16 protein-coding genes and 1 tRNA gene are annotated in these 16,833 nt (G+C 59.8%); 5 read left to right on the top strand and 12 right to left on the bottom strand.

Annotation, left to right across the window (positions count from 1 at the left end; all coding sequences use genetic code 11):
- The 8 genes from AC0L7I_RS10950 to AC0L7I_RS10915 all read right to left on the bottom strand — a co-directional run bounded on the left by AC0L7I_RS10950 (window position 1) and on the right by AC0L7I_RS10915 (window position 8,630).
- Window positions 1–576 (bottom strand): NuoB/complex I 20 kDa subunit family protein, encoded by a 576-nt coding sequence (locus AC0L7I_RS10950; RefSeq protein ID WP_473396461.1) that lies wholly within the window; start codon window positions 574–576, stop codon window positions 1–3.
- On the bottom strand, window positions 573–947 hold the full coding sequence (locus tag AC0L7I_RS10945; RefSeq protein WP_473396460.1) for an NADH-quinone oxidoreductase subunit A: 375 nt from the start codon (window positions 945–947) through the stop codon (window positions 573–575). Before AC0L7I_RS10945 ends, AC0L7I_RS10950 begins: the two co-directional genes overlap by 4 nt.
- Window positions 948–1,181: 234 nt before the next feature.
- Window positions 1,182–1,817: a bifunctional 4-hydroxy-2-oxoglutarate aldolase/2-dehydro-3-deoxy-phosphogluconate aldolase gene (locus AC0L7I_RS10940; RefSeq protein ID WP_473396459.1), complete on the bottom strand. Its 636-nt coding sequence runs from the start codon at window positions 1,815–1,817 to the stop codon at window positions 1,182–1,184.
- A complete protein-coding gene (locus AC0L7I_RS10935) occupies window positions 1,814–2,782 on the bottom strand; it encodes a glucokinase (protein WP_473396458.1) in 969 nt (322 codons plus the stop codon). Before AC0L7I_RS10935 ends, AC0L7I_RS10940 begins: the two co-directional genes overlap by 4 nt.
- Window positions 2,783–4,615 carry a phosphogluconate dehydratase gene (gene edd, locus AC0L7I_RS10930; protein ID WP_473399146.1) on the bottom strand — a complete coding sequence of 611 codons (1,833 nt, stop codon included), beginning with the start codon at window positions 4,613–4,615 and terminating at the stop codon, window positions 2,783–2,785. It lies immediately after the preceding gene.
- The gene (pgl, locus tag AC0L7I_RS10925; RefSeq protein WP_473396457.1) at window positions 4,615–5,325 is read right to left on the bottom strand and encodes a 6-phosphogluconolactonase; all 711 of its coding nucleotides are present in this window, start codon (window positions 5,323–5,325) and stop codon (window positions 4,615–4,617) included. Before pgl ends, edd begins: the two co-directional genes overlap by 1 nt.
- Window positions 5,326–5,329: 4 nt before the next feature.
- Window positions 5,330–6,799 (bottom strand): glucose-6-phosphate dehydrogenase, encoded by a 1,470-nt coding sequence (zwf, locus tag AC0L7I_RS10920; RefSeq protein WP_473396456.1) that lies wholly within the window; start codon window positions 6,797–6,799, stop codon window positions 5,330–5,332.
- Window positions 6,800–6,995: 196 nt separating this feature from the next.
- Window positions 6,996–8,630, bottom strand: coding sequence for an alpha-amylase family glycosyl hydrolase (locus tag AC0L7I_RS10915; RefSeq protein WP_473396455.1), 1,635 nt, complete (start codon window positions 8,628–8,630; stop codon window positions 6,996–6,998).
- A 129-nt stretch (window positions 8,631–8,759) separates the two neighbouring features.
- Between AC0L7I_RS10915 and AC0L7I_RS10910 the strand changes: the two genes are divergently transcribed.
- The gene (locus AC0L7I_RS10910) at window positions 8,760–9,251 is read left to right on the top strand and encodes a flavin reductase family protein (RefSeq protein ID WP_473396454.1); all 492 of its coding nucleotides are present in this window, start codon (window positions 8,760–8,762) and stop codon (window positions 9,249–9,251) included.
- Between the two features lie 104 nt (window positions 9,252–9,355).
- Window positions 9,356–9,886 carry a hotdog family protein gene (locus AC0L7I_RS10905; RefSeq protein ID WP_473396453.1) on the top strand — a complete coding sequence of 177 codons (531 nt, stop codon included), beginning with the start codon at window positions 9,356–9,358 and terminating at the stop codon, window positions 9,884–9,886.
- A gap of 7 nt (window positions 9,887–9,893) precedes the next feature.
- On the opposite strand, the gene AC0L7I_RS10900 is transcribed toward AC0L7I_RS10905, so the two are convergent.
- Complete coding sequence (locus tag AC0L7I_RS10900) at window positions 9,894–11,630, bottom strand: sensor histidine kinase (protein WP_473399145.1); 1,737 nt, start codon at window positions 11,628–11,630, stop codon at window positions 9,894–9,896.
- 51 nt (window positions 11,631–11,681) lie between these two features.
- Between AC0L7I_RS10900 and AC0L7I_RS10895 the strand changes: the two genes are divergently transcribed.
- Window positions 11,682–12,038: an FAD-dependent oxidoreductase gene (locus tag AC0L7I_RS10895; protein ID WP_473396452.1), complete on the top strand. Its 357-nt coding sequence runs from the start codon at window positions 11,682–11,684 to the stop codon at window positions 12,036–12,038.
- Complete coding sequence (locus AC0L7I_RS10890; RefSeq protein ID WP_473399144.1) at window positions 12,007–12,978, top strand: FAD-dependent oxidoreductase; 972 nt, start codon at window positions 12,007–12,009, stop codon at window positions 12,976–12,978. The genes AC0L7I_RS10895 and AC0L7I_RS10890 overlap by 32 nt, the downstream gene beginning before the upstream one ends.
- 51 nt (window positions 12,979–13,029) lie before the next feature.
- On the opposite strand, the gene AC0L7I_RS10885 is transcribed toward AC0L7I_RS10890, so the two are convergent.
- From AC0L7I_RS10885 to tuf, 3 genes are all read right to left on the bottom strand, one after another.
- Window positions 13,030–13,105, bottom strand: a tRNA-Trp gene (locus tag AC0L7I_RS10885).
- 111 nt (window positions 13,106–13,216) lie between these two features.
- Window positions 13,217–13,762 carry a DUF2059 domain-containing protein gene (locus AC0L7I_RS10880; protein ID WP_473396451.1) on the bottom strand — a complete coding sequence of 182 codons (546 nt, stop codon included), beginning with the start codon at window positions 13,760–13,762 and terminating at the stop codon, window positions 13,217–13,219.
- Window positions 13,763–13,876: 114 nt separating this feature from the next.
- On the bottom strand, window positions 13,877–15,067 hold the full coding sequence (tuf, locus tag AC0L7I_RS10875) for an elongation factor Tu (RefSeq protein ID WP_473396042.1): 1,191 nt from the start codon (window positions 15,065–15,067) through the stop codon (window positions 13,877–13,879).
- Window positions 15,068–15,313: 246 nt separating this feature from the next.
- Here tuf and AC0L7I_RS10870 point away from each other — a divergent pair, with 246 nt between their 5' ends.
- Window positions 15,314–16,831: a glucose-6-phosphate isomerase gene (locus AC0L7I_RS10870; protein WP_473396450.1), complete on the top strand. Its 1,518-nt coding sequence runs from the start codon at window positions 15,314–15,316 to the stop codon at window positions 16,829–16,831.
- Window positions 16,832–16,833 lie beyond the last annotated feature (2 nt).

Here is a 16,833-nt window from a genome sequence, read left to right as displayed (position 1 = left end):
CTAGCGCTCGATTGAGCCTTCGCGGCGAATTTTCTTTTGCAGCTGTAGGAAGCCGTAGACGAGCGCTTCAGCCGTTGGCGGGCACCCGGGAATGTAAATATCCACCGGCACGATCCGATCACATCCACGCACAACCGAATAGCTGTAGTGATAATAACCGCCGCCATTGGCACAGCTGCCCATGGAGATCACGTAGCGGGGCTCCGGCATCTGGTCATAGACCTTGCGCAAGGCTGGCGCCATTTTGTTGGTCAGCGTGCCGGCAACGATCATCACGTCTGACTGACGCGGGCTGCCGCGCGGCGCCATGCCAAAACGCTCAAGGTCATAGCGGGGGTTGCCCGCATGCATCATTTCAACCGCGCAACAGGCCAGGCCGAATGTCATCCACATCAGCGAACCGGTTCGCGCCCAGGTGATCAGGTCGTCGGCGCTGGCCGTGAAATAGCCCTTGTCGGCCAAAGCGTCTGACAAGCCACTGTAAAACGGGTCGTCGTCGCGGGGCACAAAGCCCCCTTCAACCCCTGCCCGGGCTCCGCCCAACGCGTATTTCTTGAAACCATCCTCTGCCATCATTCCCACTCCAGCGCACCGCGGCGCCATTCGTAGATGAACCCGACAGTCAGCACGCCCAGGAAGACGACCATCGACCAGAATCCGACCAGGCCGATCGTGCCCAGCGAGATGGCCCATGGGAACAGGAACGCCACTTCAAGGTCAAAGATGATGAACAGGATGGCGACGAGATAGAATCGCACGTCGAATTTCATCCGCGCATCGTCGAACGCGTTGAAACCGCACTCGTAGGCAGAGTTCTTTTCAGGGTCAGGGTTTGAAGGCGCCAGAAGCGCGGAACCTGCAATGAACAGGCCCGAAATAGCCGCGCCAATCACCAGGAATATGATCACTGGAAAATAATCCAGCGCGAGCCGTTCTATCTCGGTCATGTTCAGTGTCTCCTGACCTTGTCTGGCGCCGGATTAGGACGGTTTTGCCTGCCGCGCAACAGACGGGTACATTATATCTCAGACGGCGACTCTATCGCCTTCAATACCCGAATTCACGTGCTGGCAGATGCGGCGGTGCGTCACGCACAGGCGCTGCGCCATCGTCGAAACCATTTATTGCGCGCTACGCCGGATCGGGCAGCCGGACACAGCTTCATAATCCGCAACCATGGTTCAGATGGCATCCAGCGCCTTGCGCGCCTTTGCACTGATTCCTTTCCAGTCTTCGGCAGCGATGTCGGCGCCCGTGGCAATCCACGATCCCCCGACCGCAAAGACATTGGGAAGCGCCAGATACTTGCCCGCGTCTGCTTCGGTTATACCGCCCGTCGGCATGAATCGAAGGTGTGGCAGCGGGGCGCCGAGCGCCTTGAGGGCGCCAACACCGCCGGCAATCGAGGCCGGAAACAGCTTCAACAGGTCAAAACCGTCTTCATGCCGGGCCATGGCCTCGCTTGCCGTCGCAACGCCGGGAATCATCAGGCGCCGGCGGCCGCCGAGCCCGGCAAGCAATTTTGGCGACATGCCGGGCGCAACGAGGAAGTCCGCGCCAGCCGCCAACGCGTTGTCCACATCGGATTCGGTCAATACCGTGCCCGCCCCGACCTTCAGGCCAGGCTCGGCGGATTTCATCTCTTCGATAACAGCCAGCCCCGAACGCGTTCGCAAAGTAACTTCAGCAATCGTCAAGCCACCTTCAACGAGGGCCCGCGCAAGGGGCGCTGCAGCTTCAATGCTATCAACGACAAGCACGGGTACAATCGGTGCCTTGAGCGCGGCTTCCACGAGTGACTTCAGGGGGAAGGTCATGACTTAATCTCCTGTTCGTGGAAGGCTGCAGCGCCGATCAACGGCGCTTCCGGGTCGCGCATCAGCCTGACGGGACAATTCCGCAAATATTGGCAAAGTGGCCCGCGCTCGACAAACCTTTCGCATGCTTCGGGTGATTTAAGGAATTTCGTAATACGATCCGTGACGCCGCCGGCCAGAACCACACCGCCAAGTGCCCCATTTGCCAATACGAGATCGCCCACGGCGCTCATCACGGTATTTGCCCGCAACTGAATGAGCGAACGGAACATCTCGTCTCCCGCGTCGGCCAACCGGCGCATCTCTTGTGGACCGATCTCCTGATACGTCCGCCCGTGAATCTCGCAAAAGGCTTCATGCACGGCATTGAGGCCGCTGCCAGACGCGACCAACTCATTGGAGACATAGCCATGCCGCGCCAACAAGATGCGTGCGAGCTCCAGTTCGGTTTCGTCACGTGGCGAAAACGCGACATGCCCGCCTTCACCGTTCAGGACATGCCAGGTTGATGCATCGCTTCCGAGCAGTGTCGCGACGCCGAACCCCGTACCAGGTCCCGCGACGAGGACAGGAGCCCCCACCATTGGTGTTCCATCGACGATGATCTCGAACGCGGCGGGATCGAACTCCGGCACGGCGCGGGCCATGGCGGCAAAATCATTGATGAGACTCACGGTCCCAATTCCGAACCGCCGGGACACGTGGCTTGCAGACACGTGCCAGCGGCGATTGGTCAGCAGGACTTCACCTTCCCGTACGGGACCGGCGAGCGCAAAACAGGCATGGTCGGGTCTCAGACCGGTTGACTCGAGATATGCCGCGAGCGCGTCCTCGAAGGATCCGAAATCGTCGCCTTCCAGCTTCTCGAAATGGTCGATGACAAACCGGCCCGCTGATCGGTGCGCCATGGCAAAACGGACATTGGTTCCTCCAACGTCACCAACCAGCAGCTCGTTCATCATCATTCAGGACTCCTCGCCGAGGAACGTAAACTGGCTCGCGCCGGAATCCGCCGTTCCCGCCATTTGCCGGAAGTAGGAGAACATTTCCCGCCCCAGCCCGACTGACAATTCATTCGGTCGGAACTGGGCTGGCTCGCGCGACGCAAAGGTTTTGCTGTCCACCTTGATCTCAAGCGTCCCTTGCTCGGCGTCGAAGGCGATCAGGTCTCCGTCCCGGACGCGCGCCAGAGGTCCGCCGCGTGCTGCTTCCGGACTGATATGGATGGCTGAAGGAATCTTGCCGCTGGCTCCGGACATGCGGCCATCGGTGACAAGCGCGATCTTGTAACCCCTGTCCTGCAGGATGCCGAGCACTGGCGTGAGCCCGTGCAGTTCCGGCATGCCATTGGCCGCTGGCCCCTGGAACCGGACCACGGCGACAAAATCACGGTCCAGCTCTCCGGCTTCGAACGCCGCTTTCAATGCGCCCTGCGTCTCGAATACGATCGCGGGCGCTTCGAGCACGCGATTCTCGGGTTTTACCGCAGAGACCTTGCTGACGCCTCGGCCCAGCGGACCACTCATCAGGCGCAAGCCACCATCCGCCGAGAATGGATCGGATGCCGGCCGCAGGATTTCCAGGTCACCGCTCTTTTCCGGCGCGTCGCGCCAGACGACCTTGCCATTTTCGAGGAACGGTTCGCGGTCATAGCCCGAGATGGGACCTGCCACCCCCTTCGCTTCCCCATGCATAAGCCCCGCTCCCAGCAGCTCGCGGACGAGGAAACTCATTCCACCGGCCGCATGGAAGTGGTTCACGTCCGACGCTCCGTTCGGATAGATGCGCGCCAGCAAGGGCGTCACAGCACTGATTTCAGCAAAATCCTGCAGCGTGACCTGGATGCCCGCCGCCGCCGCCATGGCCGGGATATGCAGGGCATGGTTTGTCGACCCGCCTGTCGCCATCAAGCCGACAATCCCGTTCACAATTGACCGTTCGTCGATCAGCTCGCCAGCAGGACGATAGTCATCGCCCTGCGCCGTGATCGCGGCGGCACGCTGAGTTGCAGCGCGTGTCAGCGCCTCGCGCAACGGCGTTCCCGGATTGGTGAACGCCGCGCCCGGCAGGTGCAGCCCCATGACTTCCATTAGCATCTGGTTGGAATTGGCTGTGCCGTAGAACGTGCAGGTTCCCTGCGCATGATAGCTTTCAGCTTCAGCCCGGAGCAATTCCTCCCGGCCTATCTTGCCCTCGGCAAACAGCTGTCGAATGCGAACCTTCTCCGGATTCGGCAGGCCGGACGGCATTGGTCCCGCAGGCACGAAGACCGATGGAAGCCAGCCGAAGCGAAGCGCCGCTATCACCAGTCCCGGAACGATCTTGTCGCACACGCCGAGATGCAATGCGGCGTCGAAGACGTCATGACTCAGGCCGATTGCCGAGGCCATCGCGATCACATCCCGCGAAAACAGCGAGAGCTCCATGCCCTCCTGGCCCTGCGTGACGCCATCGCACATGGCCGGCACGCCACCGGCTACCTGTGCAATTGCGCCGGCTTCGCGCGCTGCCTTGCGAATGATGTCCGGATAGTGCTCGAACGGCGCATGCGCCGACAGCATGTCATTGTAGGAGGTGATGATCCCGATATTGGGCCAGCCGCCTCCGAGCAGTTCGGCTTTCTCCATCACCGCACATCCGGCTGACGCATGAGCGAGGTTGCCCTCCGTCATCTTCATCCGCGCGAACCCTTCTGGCCGCCGCGCCCGGATCATTTCCAGATAAGCAGCCCGCGTGTCCTTCGAGCGAAGACGAATGCGATCTGTTACGGACGTTATGGTGGGATGCATGTGTGTCATCATGGGGCCCATATGATTGTGAGGCGGGGGCCGAGCCCATCTACGGCGAAACGGATCGGGCGGTCATCGGGTTCCGACTTGAGGGCTGCCTCCAGCACGTCCCGCTTCTCTTCGCCGAATATCAGAAGGATGGCGGCATCTGAATCGATGATCGCCGGTCCCGTCAGGGAGAGCCGTTCCGTCAAGTCGCCGGCAACTGGACAGCCAGTCGCATCAATTGCGGCGACGACCTCTCCATGTCTGGCATGCATCGCCGCTTTCAGGCCGCCGGCCTTTGGAAACCAGCTTGCAGTATGCCCGTCATTCCCCATCCCCAAGAGGATCAGGTCTATCGGGTTGCAATGTGGTGCGTAGGCGAGATTCCGGTCAGCGACTGCCGCTACCGCTGTCAGCGCCGCCGTCTTCATGGGAACAAATCCGGCCGCGCCGGCTTTGCCGGTCAGCAAATGGTTGCGCACCAGTCGCTCATTCGATCCTTCATCAACCGGGCTCACCCATCGCTCGTCGACAAGACCGACGGTCACCCGGTCCCACGCCATATCTGTCTGCGCTAGCCGGTCGAACACGGGCTCGGGAGTGGATCCTCCCGACACCAAGAAGCTGGCTTTTCCGGCCTCCTCGATCGCAGCCGACAAAACACCTTCAGCCATGCGCGCCGCAAAATCGGCAGCCTCGCCGCGACTCGAATGCGCCAGGAACTCGTGCTTCATATCCCTATTTCCCTTCGAACCAAGCGCGCCCGTCGCGGTCCATCATCATGGCGGCGGCGAGAGGTCCGTTGCTTCCAGCAGCGTAGAGATCCGGCGCATCGCCGTAGCGGTCCCAGGCGTCGATCAGGCCGTCGACCCATTTCCAGGCGGCTTCTACCTCATCGCGGCGCATAAACAGGGACAAATTGCCCCGCACCACATCCATCAGCAATCGTTCGTAGGCGTCCGGATAGCGGACGGTAAAACTTTCGGCATAGGACAGGTTCAGCGGAAGGGATTTCACGCGCAGGCCGCCGGGGCCCGGCTCCTTTATCTGCACATAAAGGCGCACGCCTTCGTCCGGCTGGAGCCGGATGACCAGCCTGTTGACGGCATCGTTGCCTTCGCCGAACAGCGAATGCGGGGTCGGCTTGAACTGGATCACGATATCGGAATGGCGAATGGGCAATCGCTTGCCCGTTCGCAGGTAGAACGGCACGCCGGCCCAGCGCCAATTGTCTATCGACGCCTTGATTGCGACGAAAGTCTCGGTCGAACTGGCAGAACCGCTGCTCAACTCGTCGACATAGCCCTTTACAGGTTCATCGCCGCGCACGCCCGCCTTGTATTGGCCTCGCACGGTCACCCGCCTCGCCGCTTCGCCCGTGATCGGCACCAGCGCGTTCAGAACCTTGATCTTTTCGGTCCGGATATCGTCATCGTCGAGATGATTGGGCGGCTCCATCGCCGTCAGGCAGAGCAGCTGGAGCATATGGTTCTGCACCATGTCGCGCAGGGCGCCGGACTTGTCGTAATAATCGGCCCTGCCCTCGAGCCCGAGGTCCTCAGCCACCGTGATCTGGACATGATCGATATAGTTGCGAGACCAGAGCGGCTCGAACAGCATGTTTGCGAACCTCAGGACCATCAGATTTTGGACCGTTTCCTTGCCGAGGTAGTGGTCGATGCGAAACACTTGGCGTTCGGCGAACACGGCACCGACTCCGTCATTGATTTCGCGGGCGGACTCCAGGTCGGTACCGATCGGTTTTTCGAGCACAACCCGTGCCTGTTCGGTCGCCAGCCCCGCCCGCCCAAGCGCTTCGGAAATGCCGACATAGAGGCGCGGCGACGTTGCGAGATAGAAAACGCATGGACGCTCTGCCTCGTCTGACAGTTTCGATTTGAGGGTCGGCCAGTCGGCTTTGGGGTCGGTGGCGTCAATCGAGACGTATTCGACGAGCTTTTCGAACCCTTTCCACGCGTTGGCATCCCAATTGTTGCCCGACGCCTTTTCGCAGGCTTCGCGCGCCATGTCGCGATAGGCTTTGGTGGACAGCTCAGAACGCGCCGTGCCGACGATCCGGCTCGTTTCCGGAATCTGGCCATCCAGCCAGCGATGATAGAGCGCTGGCAACAACTTGCGCCGGGACAGATCGCCCGTGCCACCGAAAATGACGATATCGAATGCATCAACCGGTATGAATTTGGCCATTGTAGACGCTCCCCGCACATTCAAATTCTCGCATGCCGCAAGAATTCAATTCTGAGTATAATATTTTGGCGAACGTGCCAAAGATCATCATGTTAGCGCTCTCATAGGTCAACGTCACGCACAGATTTGGATTATGCGGTGCGGAGGCTCTGCTCAGACCCCAGGATCGACTCTTTCATGTTCGAAAGCGGCCCGCCTAAACTCGACCGATCCAAACCGAATATTCGGGCACGTCGCCCAAAAATTCACCATCCCATCCGGAATCTGCCAATACGGTTGCGCCTGATGGCATGCAGCCGGGGCGCGGCCGGGAATCGGCCCCAAGATTGAACACGCAGAGTATTTTTTCGTCGCCCTGCACGCGCCAGAATACCAGCAGAGGCTCATCCGCCTCCACAAATGCCATGTCTCCAAGGGTCAGGGCCGGCGACACTCGCCGAAGGTCCAACACGTGCCGCGTAAAGTTCAGGACCGATCCCTGCGCCGTTTCCTGCACGTCAGCCGCCAAAGGCGCGTGCCCCTGCCCCATTGGAAGCCAGGGTGCGCCCGCTGTAAAACCTGCTTCGTGGGCATCACGGATCCACGGCATAGGCGTGCGGGCCCCGTCGCGGCCAAGGGTGCGGGGCCAATTCGCGATTGCCTCAGGATCCTGCAGGCGTTCAAACGGAACCTCCGCCTGCGGCAAGCCCAGCTCTTCTCCCTGATACAGGATCGGATTGCCGCGCAGGCTGAGCAGCAGCGCATTTGTCAGTTTTGCGAACCGGTTCCGGTCCGGTCCATCATACCATCGGCTGACGCAGCGCGGCGCGTCATGGTTGGAAAAGGCCCAGGACGGCCAGCCCTCGTCAACAGGGCCCATCCAGTTCGATTGCGCACGCTGCACGCGCCCGGGCGTCAATGTGGAGGCGTACAGGAAGTCGAAATTGTAGGCTGAGTTCAATCGCCTGTCGCCCGCCGTGAATGCTTTCATCTCAGGCAGGGGGTCTTCCCCTGCGACCTCCGCCACGGTAAACACCGCACCGAATTCATCTGTTAGCGCCCGGACGCGCTCCAGAAACTTGGGGATCCCGGGGTGCGACTGGTTATGCACATGGCGCTGGAAGTCATGCGGGCGCGTTATCGTGCGGTTGCCAGTATCCCAAGCGGGATTGTCGCGAAAAGCCGGATCGAACATCGAAAAGTTGATGGCATCGAGCCTGAACCCGTCAACGTCGCGTTCAAGCCAAAAACGCGCCACGGCGAGCAGTGCGTCCTGGACCTCCCGATTGTGCAGGTTCAATTGCGGCTGGCTCGCCAGGAAATTGTGCATGTAATACTGCTGCCGTCGCGCATCCCAAGTCCAGGCGGCACCGCCGAATACGGCCTGCCAGTTATTGGGCGGCGTTCCGTCCGGCTTTGCGTCCTGCCACACGTACCAGTCGGCTTTCGCATTCGTCCTGTCAGCGCGGCTTTGGCTGAACCAGGCGTGCGCATCCGACGTATGTGACATGACCTGATCAATGATGACCCGTAGTCCTGCCGCATGCGCGGTCTCGACCAGCCGGTCGAAATCATCCAGCGTCCCGAAAATCGGATCGACATCACAATAGTCCGACACGTCGTAACCGAAATCTTTCATCGGTGACGTGAAAAATGGCGATATCCAGATTCCCGCCACGCCAAGTGACGCGATGTAACCGAGCTTCTCGGTGATCCCTGGCAAGTCGCCGATCCCGTCACCATCCGTGTCGAGATAGCTCCTCGGATAGATTTGATAGATAACAGCGCCGCGCCACCAGGGGCACGGCGCGCCATTTGGCAGCTCCATTTCGCCTTGCACGTGGTCAGCCATTTGCTGAATACCTTTTTCCGAAACTCGCTCATTCGCACATTCAAAGGCATTCCCAGCAAGGGTCAACGCGAATTGACAAGCGGGAAAATCGGCTTTGCCATGCCGCGAAACCGACTTAGACGGTGGTATATGGAATTTGACACCCGGACATTTCGCGATGCGCTTGGCCTGTTTGTGACCGGAGTCACCGTCATTACGGCGCGAAACGAAGACGGCATGCCTTTCGGCGTCACAGCCAACAGCTTCAATTCCGTATCCATGAACCCACCGCTGATCCTCTGGTCTTTGAGCCGGGAATCGCGAAACCTCGCCGCCTTTCAGAAAGCCAGGCACTTTTGCGTTCACATACTTCGTGAGGACCAATCGACCCTGTCACGCAGGTTCGCCACGAGCGATGTAGACAAGTTCGAGGGCATAGAATTCGAACCTGGCGAAGGCGGCGTGCCCATCCTGCCCGGAAGCGCCGCACGGCTGGAATGCCGGACTTATGCCCAGCATGATGGCGGCGACCATGTAATTTTTCTGGGTGAAGTCATTCGCATCGCCGCCGATCATGATGCCCGCCCGCTATTATTTCATGGTGGGCGCTACGCGGTATTGTCTGATACTGTCGAAAGCTAGGACATGCTTCCGAATGGTCTGACCTCCGGAAGACACGGGTACAATCCCAGACCCACGGTCCAGCCAATCCAGAGGGCACCCTATTGAATCTGTTCGCGCGATTCATGTTTATCTTGTTCGCCGCTTTGCGAGGCCAGTCGGCCCGTGACCCGCTCGAACCGACCCGTATCGGGCTTCGCGTCTGGGTAACCGATCACGCATTCGCGCAGAGTGTTCCCTTGCATCGCATCCGGTCGTACACGGACCTTGCGACGATCAATTCCGTCATCCGGATTGGCCTCGGACGTCTCATTCGCCGAAACGGCTGGCTTCCCATCATTCAAGCGGAATCCATTCGCCAGACGGGCGCGCTTCGGTTCCCGCAAAAAATCGAAGTCGTCACATCAATCGTCGGGTGGCAGGACAATTATGTCTGCTATGTCCATGAAGTGTTTGCTGGCGAAGAAAGGGTAGCTGTCAGCAGCATGCTGGCGCGCATCATCGGGCGGAAAGGCAGCGCAGTTGCGATTAGCGGCATCGCTGAAGAGCTCGGCGCGCCCGAGCAGAGCCCGGACATCACCCCGCAATTTCAGTCCATGATTGCCGAATCTGAATTCGGGCGTTCGCAGTCCATTGAATCGTATCGCCCCGCCTGATGCTGGATCAGGAGTTCTCGCGAACCACCGGATTGGCCTGACGGTCAGCGGCTGAAACACATCGGCTCGGAGGGATCACCAGGAATGCGCTGGTTCCCCGGCCTTCCTGGCTGTCGAGCAGGACATCGCCGTCGTGCTGACGCGCCAGCTTGCGACTGACTGACAGGCCAAGGCCGACGCCGCGGCCATTCTTCAATTCATTTGTACGTGCGCCCTGGAAGAATGGCTCGAAAGCCTTCTCGAGATCTTCCTTGCCCATGCCTGCGCCACGATCCCTGACCATCATCAATATACCTCGGCCCACAATCCGGGAAACCTTGACGGAGATAGGTGACGCTGCCCCATGCTCAAATGCATTGGTCACCAGGTTCTGGACAATTCGTTCCAGCGCCGTGCGGTCGTAATAGACTTGAGGCAGTCCTGGTTCGATATTCACCTGCAGCGGCACGTCGGAATAGCCCGGTGATGCGAGCCTCACGCGCCCCACGGCACTGTTGATGATCTCCGACAGTTCAACCACTTCCTCATCCGCCGTCACGGTCTCGCGGTTCAGCTTCGAGAAGCTGATGATCTGGTCGATGATTCCCCCGAGATAGGACGCATGCTTGCGGATCTGATCGGCATAGCCTCGGAACTCGCGCTCATCGAATGGAATGTTCGAATCGCTGCCCATCAGGCCCGAACATCCGACAATCACGTCGAGTGGCACTTTGAGCTCCCGGCTCATCGAGTTCAGGAACCGGGTCTTGGCCGCATCTGCGGTCTCTGCCTCTTCCTTGGCCACTTCGATGTCCCGCTTACTCTGCTCCAGATTGGTCACATCGGTATGGAGAATAACATGCCCACCATTCGGCACCTTCTCAACCGACTTTTGCCAGTATCTTTCGCCCGCTTTGGGAAGGCGGCGCGAACCCGTTGTCAGGTCGCTTTCCGTGCCGGAGAAATACGCCTTGTGGAGATCGTTTTGAACCAGAACCTTCCCCTCGGCATCGAGATAGGCAAAGGCCTGACCGCTGGCATTCAGCGCGCCAATAAGGATTTCGTGCGATTCAGTCGCCAGGATTCGCGACTCGACGTTGGAAACGAAGGTCAGATAGGTCCGTTTCATGCCAAAATAGACGGCGAACATGAAAACGAGGACCATAAGGGAAATCGTCATGCCCGAATTTGCGGCCGACAGCCCCGCAAAGAGAAGCAGCGCAATTACCGCTGTCGCTGAATATCGCAGCGCAACCCTGGGTACGGCGGGCAACAGTGCCGACATGCCGGCGATCATCGGTAGAATCAAAAGCGCCCCGTAAAGGACCGCCGAACGGGGGTCGGTACTACTGATAAAAAACGGCAGAGATCCCCATGCCGCACCGAACACATAGGCCAGCCATTCTGACCGTCGCAGGTAGCGGCCGCTCACGGCAGTCGGGCGTGAAAGGCCACGCTTGAGCAGCGAATCGATGACCAGAACGGCGGCCAGCGCCCAGTTCAGGAACAGCCAATAGCGCATTGATGTATTGGCGATACTTTGTGAAATCATCATCGTGGTTGCGGTGGAGTTCACAATCATCACACCTGCCATGGTGGCGGTGTGGCTCGCGAAGGCCAGATGCTGCTCCAGCAGCACGACGCGATCCACCGCGGTCGCGTTTGGGTGCCTGCGCTGTAGCAGATACTTCAGAAAAGAAATTTGTGACCCAGTTGTCGGCATGAAGTCTGAATACCGCGATAAGATGAAAATGTGCCTTGTCACCAAGGACTAACTTTATGAGAGTGCCGATACTTTCGTTAATAATTAGGGTTCATGGAACACAACTTGGCCACCGAGAACGAATACAAAATCGCGATCATCGGTGGCGGGCCTGCCGGCCTCAGCGCAGCGCATTTCCTGCAGGAACGGGGGATTCGCCCGATTGTCTACGAAGCGGACAGCCGGATCGGCGGCAAGTCGTTTTCAATTCTTAACGGCGACAACATGAACGAAATGGGCACGTGTTATACGACTCGGTCCCACACGATGATCAAAGGCTGGATGAAGGCCAATGATATCAGCCTGAAACGACTAGGAGAGGCCAGAATTCGACGGCCAATCGGTCTTCGATTACGTCAAGCAGGGACCAGGCGGCCCGCTGCCTCTGCAAGTCGTCAAATTCATCCGTAAGGCAGGCGCACTGCGCAAGGCGATCCGGGCTCGGCCTGACGACCCGAAAGTCATGCAGGAAGCCTCGCTTTCGACGATCGAATGGGTTCGCGCCCTGAAAATTCCCAAAATCGAGCTTGCGATGCATCGCATCCAGACAACTCAGGGATACGGCTATGTCGACGAAGCCACGATTGGCCAGACTGTGCAATGGTGCGATCTCCAATACCTCCTGTCCGGTGTGCTGAACGACCTGCATATGCCAGAACAGGGCTGGACGACGTTCTGGGAGCGGTTCGCCAGGCCGCTGGATGTACAACTCGCCACGCCAGTGATCGGGATCGACCGGTCAGGTCCGAAACCGGTGGTCCACACGCGCGACTCCGAGGAAGTGTTCGATGCAATCGTATCCACGATCCCGATGCAGTTGTTCACGACAATTGCCAAAGCCAGTTCGCTCGAACAACGCGTTGCCGACAGTATTGACTGGAAGAACTATACCACCACGCTGATTGCCTCGAATGACTGGTTCACCGGGCACCAGGTGATCGGATATTCCCGGGCCTCGAAGACCAGCGCCTTGCGCGGCGCGATCCTCGGCGGGCGCGCGGAAGGCGAAAGTTCGGATCTGGGTGGGCGTCTCTACGTCACGGGCCAGTTCTCCGACGGGCTCAGCTCGGACGAATTGCGCGAAATCCTCTTTGCCGATGCGGCCTTGCACGGATTCACGATCAACAACGTCGTCTTCCAGAAGACTTGGCAATACTTCCCGCAATACAAGGCAGAGGCCGTCGGGTCCGGACTTTTCGGGGATTTGCGGCGCGTCCAGGGCCACAGCAATACCTGGTTCAGCGGCTCGACCTTTTCCCACGAACTTGTGTCCAGCGTGGTCTCGCGTAGCGAAGCGGTCGTTCACGACATGCTGGTCGCCCTCAAGCAGGACTCTCCGACGCGCACCTGACCCTGAAGGGCTAAAGTGCCGGACTACGCGATTTTTCCGATGATTGACGCCTGGCAGGGGCAGTAGGACTCGAACCTACGACACCCGGTTTTGGAGACCGGTACTCTACCAACTGAGCTATACCCCTACAGGCGAAGCGGTGGTTTGCCCCAAATGCACGCAGGCTGCAAGACGTTAGCGTCATACTTTGCCACTTGCAGTTCGTCGCCCGTTTCCCGAACCGCTTCACCAGCGCAAATTATTCGGCGAACAGCCCGGATATCTCGAGCTTGGTTGAACTCAACGTCCCTGCGGGCCAGCGGTCAGCTTCTATATCATCGTTGATGCTCTCAACCGCCAGTATGCCTAATTCTGCGCCAATTTCTTCGCCGATCTTTCCAGCTTCGGCGATAATAACCCCTTGTTTACTGGCTATTTCTCTCCCCGCAGCCGTTTCGAGAAACGCGCGATAAGCTGCAAGAGTTTCGGGCGTGAAATTCATTACATAGGCTTCTGCCATGGCCTCGGTCATGCCTGCTTGCATCCCTTCGAGCAACGCTTCGAGCATCATGTTTGTAAGCACTTCGGTTGCATTCTTTGACAACTCGTCACCCTGCTCACGGAGTTCGTTTTGCATGAAACCGACGAGCAGTCCTGAAATCTGGTCCAGGCTCTCCTCGAAGTATTCACGCGTCATGGTGGATTCGACAATAATCCGGGCGTCGTCAATCGGCTCAGCGGAAGCTGCTGAAAACGTAGAGCTGAAAATCGCCAGCAGCAAAATAACCTTGTTGATACGAAGCATGTCTGTCCCTTCCCCAGTGTCTTTCCAGACTAACCTGCTTTTCAACAACGGGAAGAACGAAAAAGGCCGCTTCCTTGCGGAAGCGGCCTTTGCCGTCAGAACGGGATCCCGTTCTTATTTCTTGATGGCGGAGACGACGCCGGCGCCGACGGTACGGCCGCCTTCACGGATGGCGAAGCGCAGGCCCTGGTCCATGGCGATCGGCTGGATCAGCTCGACATCCATTTTCACATTGTCGCCCGGAAGCACCATTTCCTTGTCGGCCGGCAGCGTCACCACGCCCGTCACGTCGGTCGTGCGGAAGTAGAACTGCGGACGGTAATTGGTGAAGAACGGCGTGTGACGGCCACCCTCTTCCTTCGTCAGGATGTAGGCTTCGGCTTCGAACGTCGTGTGCGGCGTGATCGAACCGGGCTTGCAGAGAACCTGGCCGCGCTCGACGCCTTCACGGTCGACGCCGCGAAGCAGCGCGCCAATGTTGTCGCCGGCCTGGCCCTGGTCGAGCAGCTTGCGGAACATTTCAACGCCGGTACAGGTCGTCTTGACGGTCGGGCGGATGCCGACAATCTCGATTTCCTCGCCAACCTTGATGATGCCCTGCTCAACCCGGCCGGTCACAACCGTACCGCGGCCCGAGATCGAGAACACGTCTTCGACCGGCATCAGGAACGGCTTGTCCAGCGGACGCTCCGGTGTCGGGATATAGTCGTCCACAGCCTGCATCAGCTCGAGAACCTTGTCCCGGCCGATTTCAGGATTGCGGCCTTCGACAGCGGCCAGCGCGGAGCCCGCGATGATCGGAATGTCGTCGCCCGGGAAGTCGTACGAGGAGAGAAGTTCACGCACTTCCATCTCGACCAGTTCCAGAAGCTCGGCATCGTCGACCTGGTCGACCTTGTTCAGGAAGACAACCATGGCCGGCACGCCGACCTGCTTGGCCAGCAGGATGTGCTCGCGCGTCTGCGGCATCGGGCCGTCAGCCGCGTTCACAACCAGGATCGCGCCGTCCATCTGCGCGGCGCCCGTGATCATGTTCTTCACATAGTCAGCGTGGCCGGGGCAGTCGACGTGGGCATAGTGACGGTTGGCCGTCTCATACTCGACGTGCGCCGTGTTGATCGTGATGCCGCGCGCCTTTTCTTCGGGCGCAGAGTCAATGTCGGCATACGACTTGGCTTCGCCGCCGGATGCTTCCGCAAGAACCATCGAAATCGCCGCCGTCAGCGTCGTCTTGCCATGGTCAACGTGTCCAATCGTGCCGATGTTCACGTGCGGCTTGTTGCGTTCAAACTTTGCCTTGCCCATCGGGCCTCTCCTTAGCGTGTCTGTTGTCCGGCCCGCCGGACGAGGTTTCAGGTAAATTTGGCAGGCGGAATGCCCGTTAAACGCGCCTCATACCCATGTGTGGCGCGGGTTTCAAGCAGGCATTTGTATGCGGGCTGTGCATTGGGGCGCGACTTGCCTTCAGGGCCCAATGCCGGATATGCCACGGGGCAACTCCGTCACTGAGGCCATGACATGGATACAGACCTGTCCACACACGCACGGCGAGTGCGTCAAACCCCTCTTGGCGAGGTCGCGTCCGTCCGTGCTGGACAGTCCGTGCTGGCTGCGGCCGGATGGCGTATCGATACGGCCCGGCAGTACCTGGACGCAGAATCCGAAAACGCCCTGCTCGCTTTCGGGCGCGCACGTACGCTTGAAGCCGCATCTGCGGACCTGTTCGGGGCCGCCATCGTGAACCCGTCGGAAGGCCGTCCGGCCCTGCATTGGGCGCTCCGGGCCAGAATGCCGCTGACAGGCGAATCCGAGACCGTGCGGCAAAGCGTGCTGCCTGCCCTCCAGTTCGCCCGGGATGTCCGGTCCGGACACATCACCACCGCTGGCGGAACACAATTCACGTCCATCGTCCATATCGGAATTGGCGGGTCCGATTTCGGGCCGCGGCTGATTGCGGACGCATTCGAAGACCTGGCTCCCGCCGGCATCGACCTCCGTTTCTGCGCCAATGTCGACCCGCTCGACCTTGATCGCTCCCTGGCCAGCCTCGATCCGGCCACGACGCTCGTTATCGGCGTTTCGAAGTCATTCGGGACGGAGGAGACCCTCTACAATCTCGCACGGGCGCGAAAATGGCTCGAGCGTGCCCTCGGTGAGGCCTCGGCCCAACACCTCGCCCTCGTCACCGCCGCGCCCGAAAAGGCCAGGGCCTGGCTTGGCGGCCGCGACGCTCACCTGTTTGACATGCCGCTATCCGTCGGCGGGCGGTTCTCGCTCTGGTCGGCTGCCTCGCTCGCCTGCATGATCTATCTCGGCGCCGACGTCTTCGACCGCATCCTGGCAGGTGCCAGCGACATGGACGCCCATACACGCGACACGCCGCTTGCTGCCAATGTCCCAATGCGTCTCGCCCTGCTCGACTATTGGAACACGTCCATCCTCGGCGACACGATGCGCGTACTGCTCGCCTACGCCAACCGGTTGCGCCTGCTGCCGACCTATCTACAGCAGCTGGAAATGGAATCGAACGGCAAGAGCGTCGGTCCCGACGGTGTTTCAATTTCCGTCGCCACTGCGCCTGCCCTGTGGGGCGGCGAAGGCTCGGTCGGCCAGCATTCCTACCATCAATGGCTGCATCAGGGCTCGCAGGCCGTCCCGTGCGAGTTCATCCTCGCGCCCGACACCGGTCGGGACTCCACCGGCCTCTCGGCGCTTGCAGCGCACGCGCTGGCCCAGGCCGAAGTGCTCGCCAACGGTCGCAGCCTCGACGAAGTGATGACCGAAGAACCCGGACTGGACGAAGCGGTTGCACGGCAAAAGGTCCACGCAGGTGGCCGCGCATCGACCTTCATGACGCACCCGGCTTTCGGCCCCGAAGCCTTCGGCGCGCTCGTCGCGATGTACGAGCATCGCACCTATTTCGCAGGCAAGCTCTGGGGCCTGAATCCGTTCGATCAATGGGGAGTCGAGCGCGGCAAAACCATGGCCGCCCGGTTGAAGCCTGCGCTGGCGGCTGAAGAAGTTGCCGACGATCCGGTAACCGCTTCTCTGATCGCCGCGCTTCGCTGATC

This window comes from Hyphomonas sp. J20-32 (assembly GCF_055808555.1).
The sequence above is the reverse complement of the archived record's forward strand: the minus strand, read 5'-3'. Positions and strand labels throughout refer to the sequence as shown.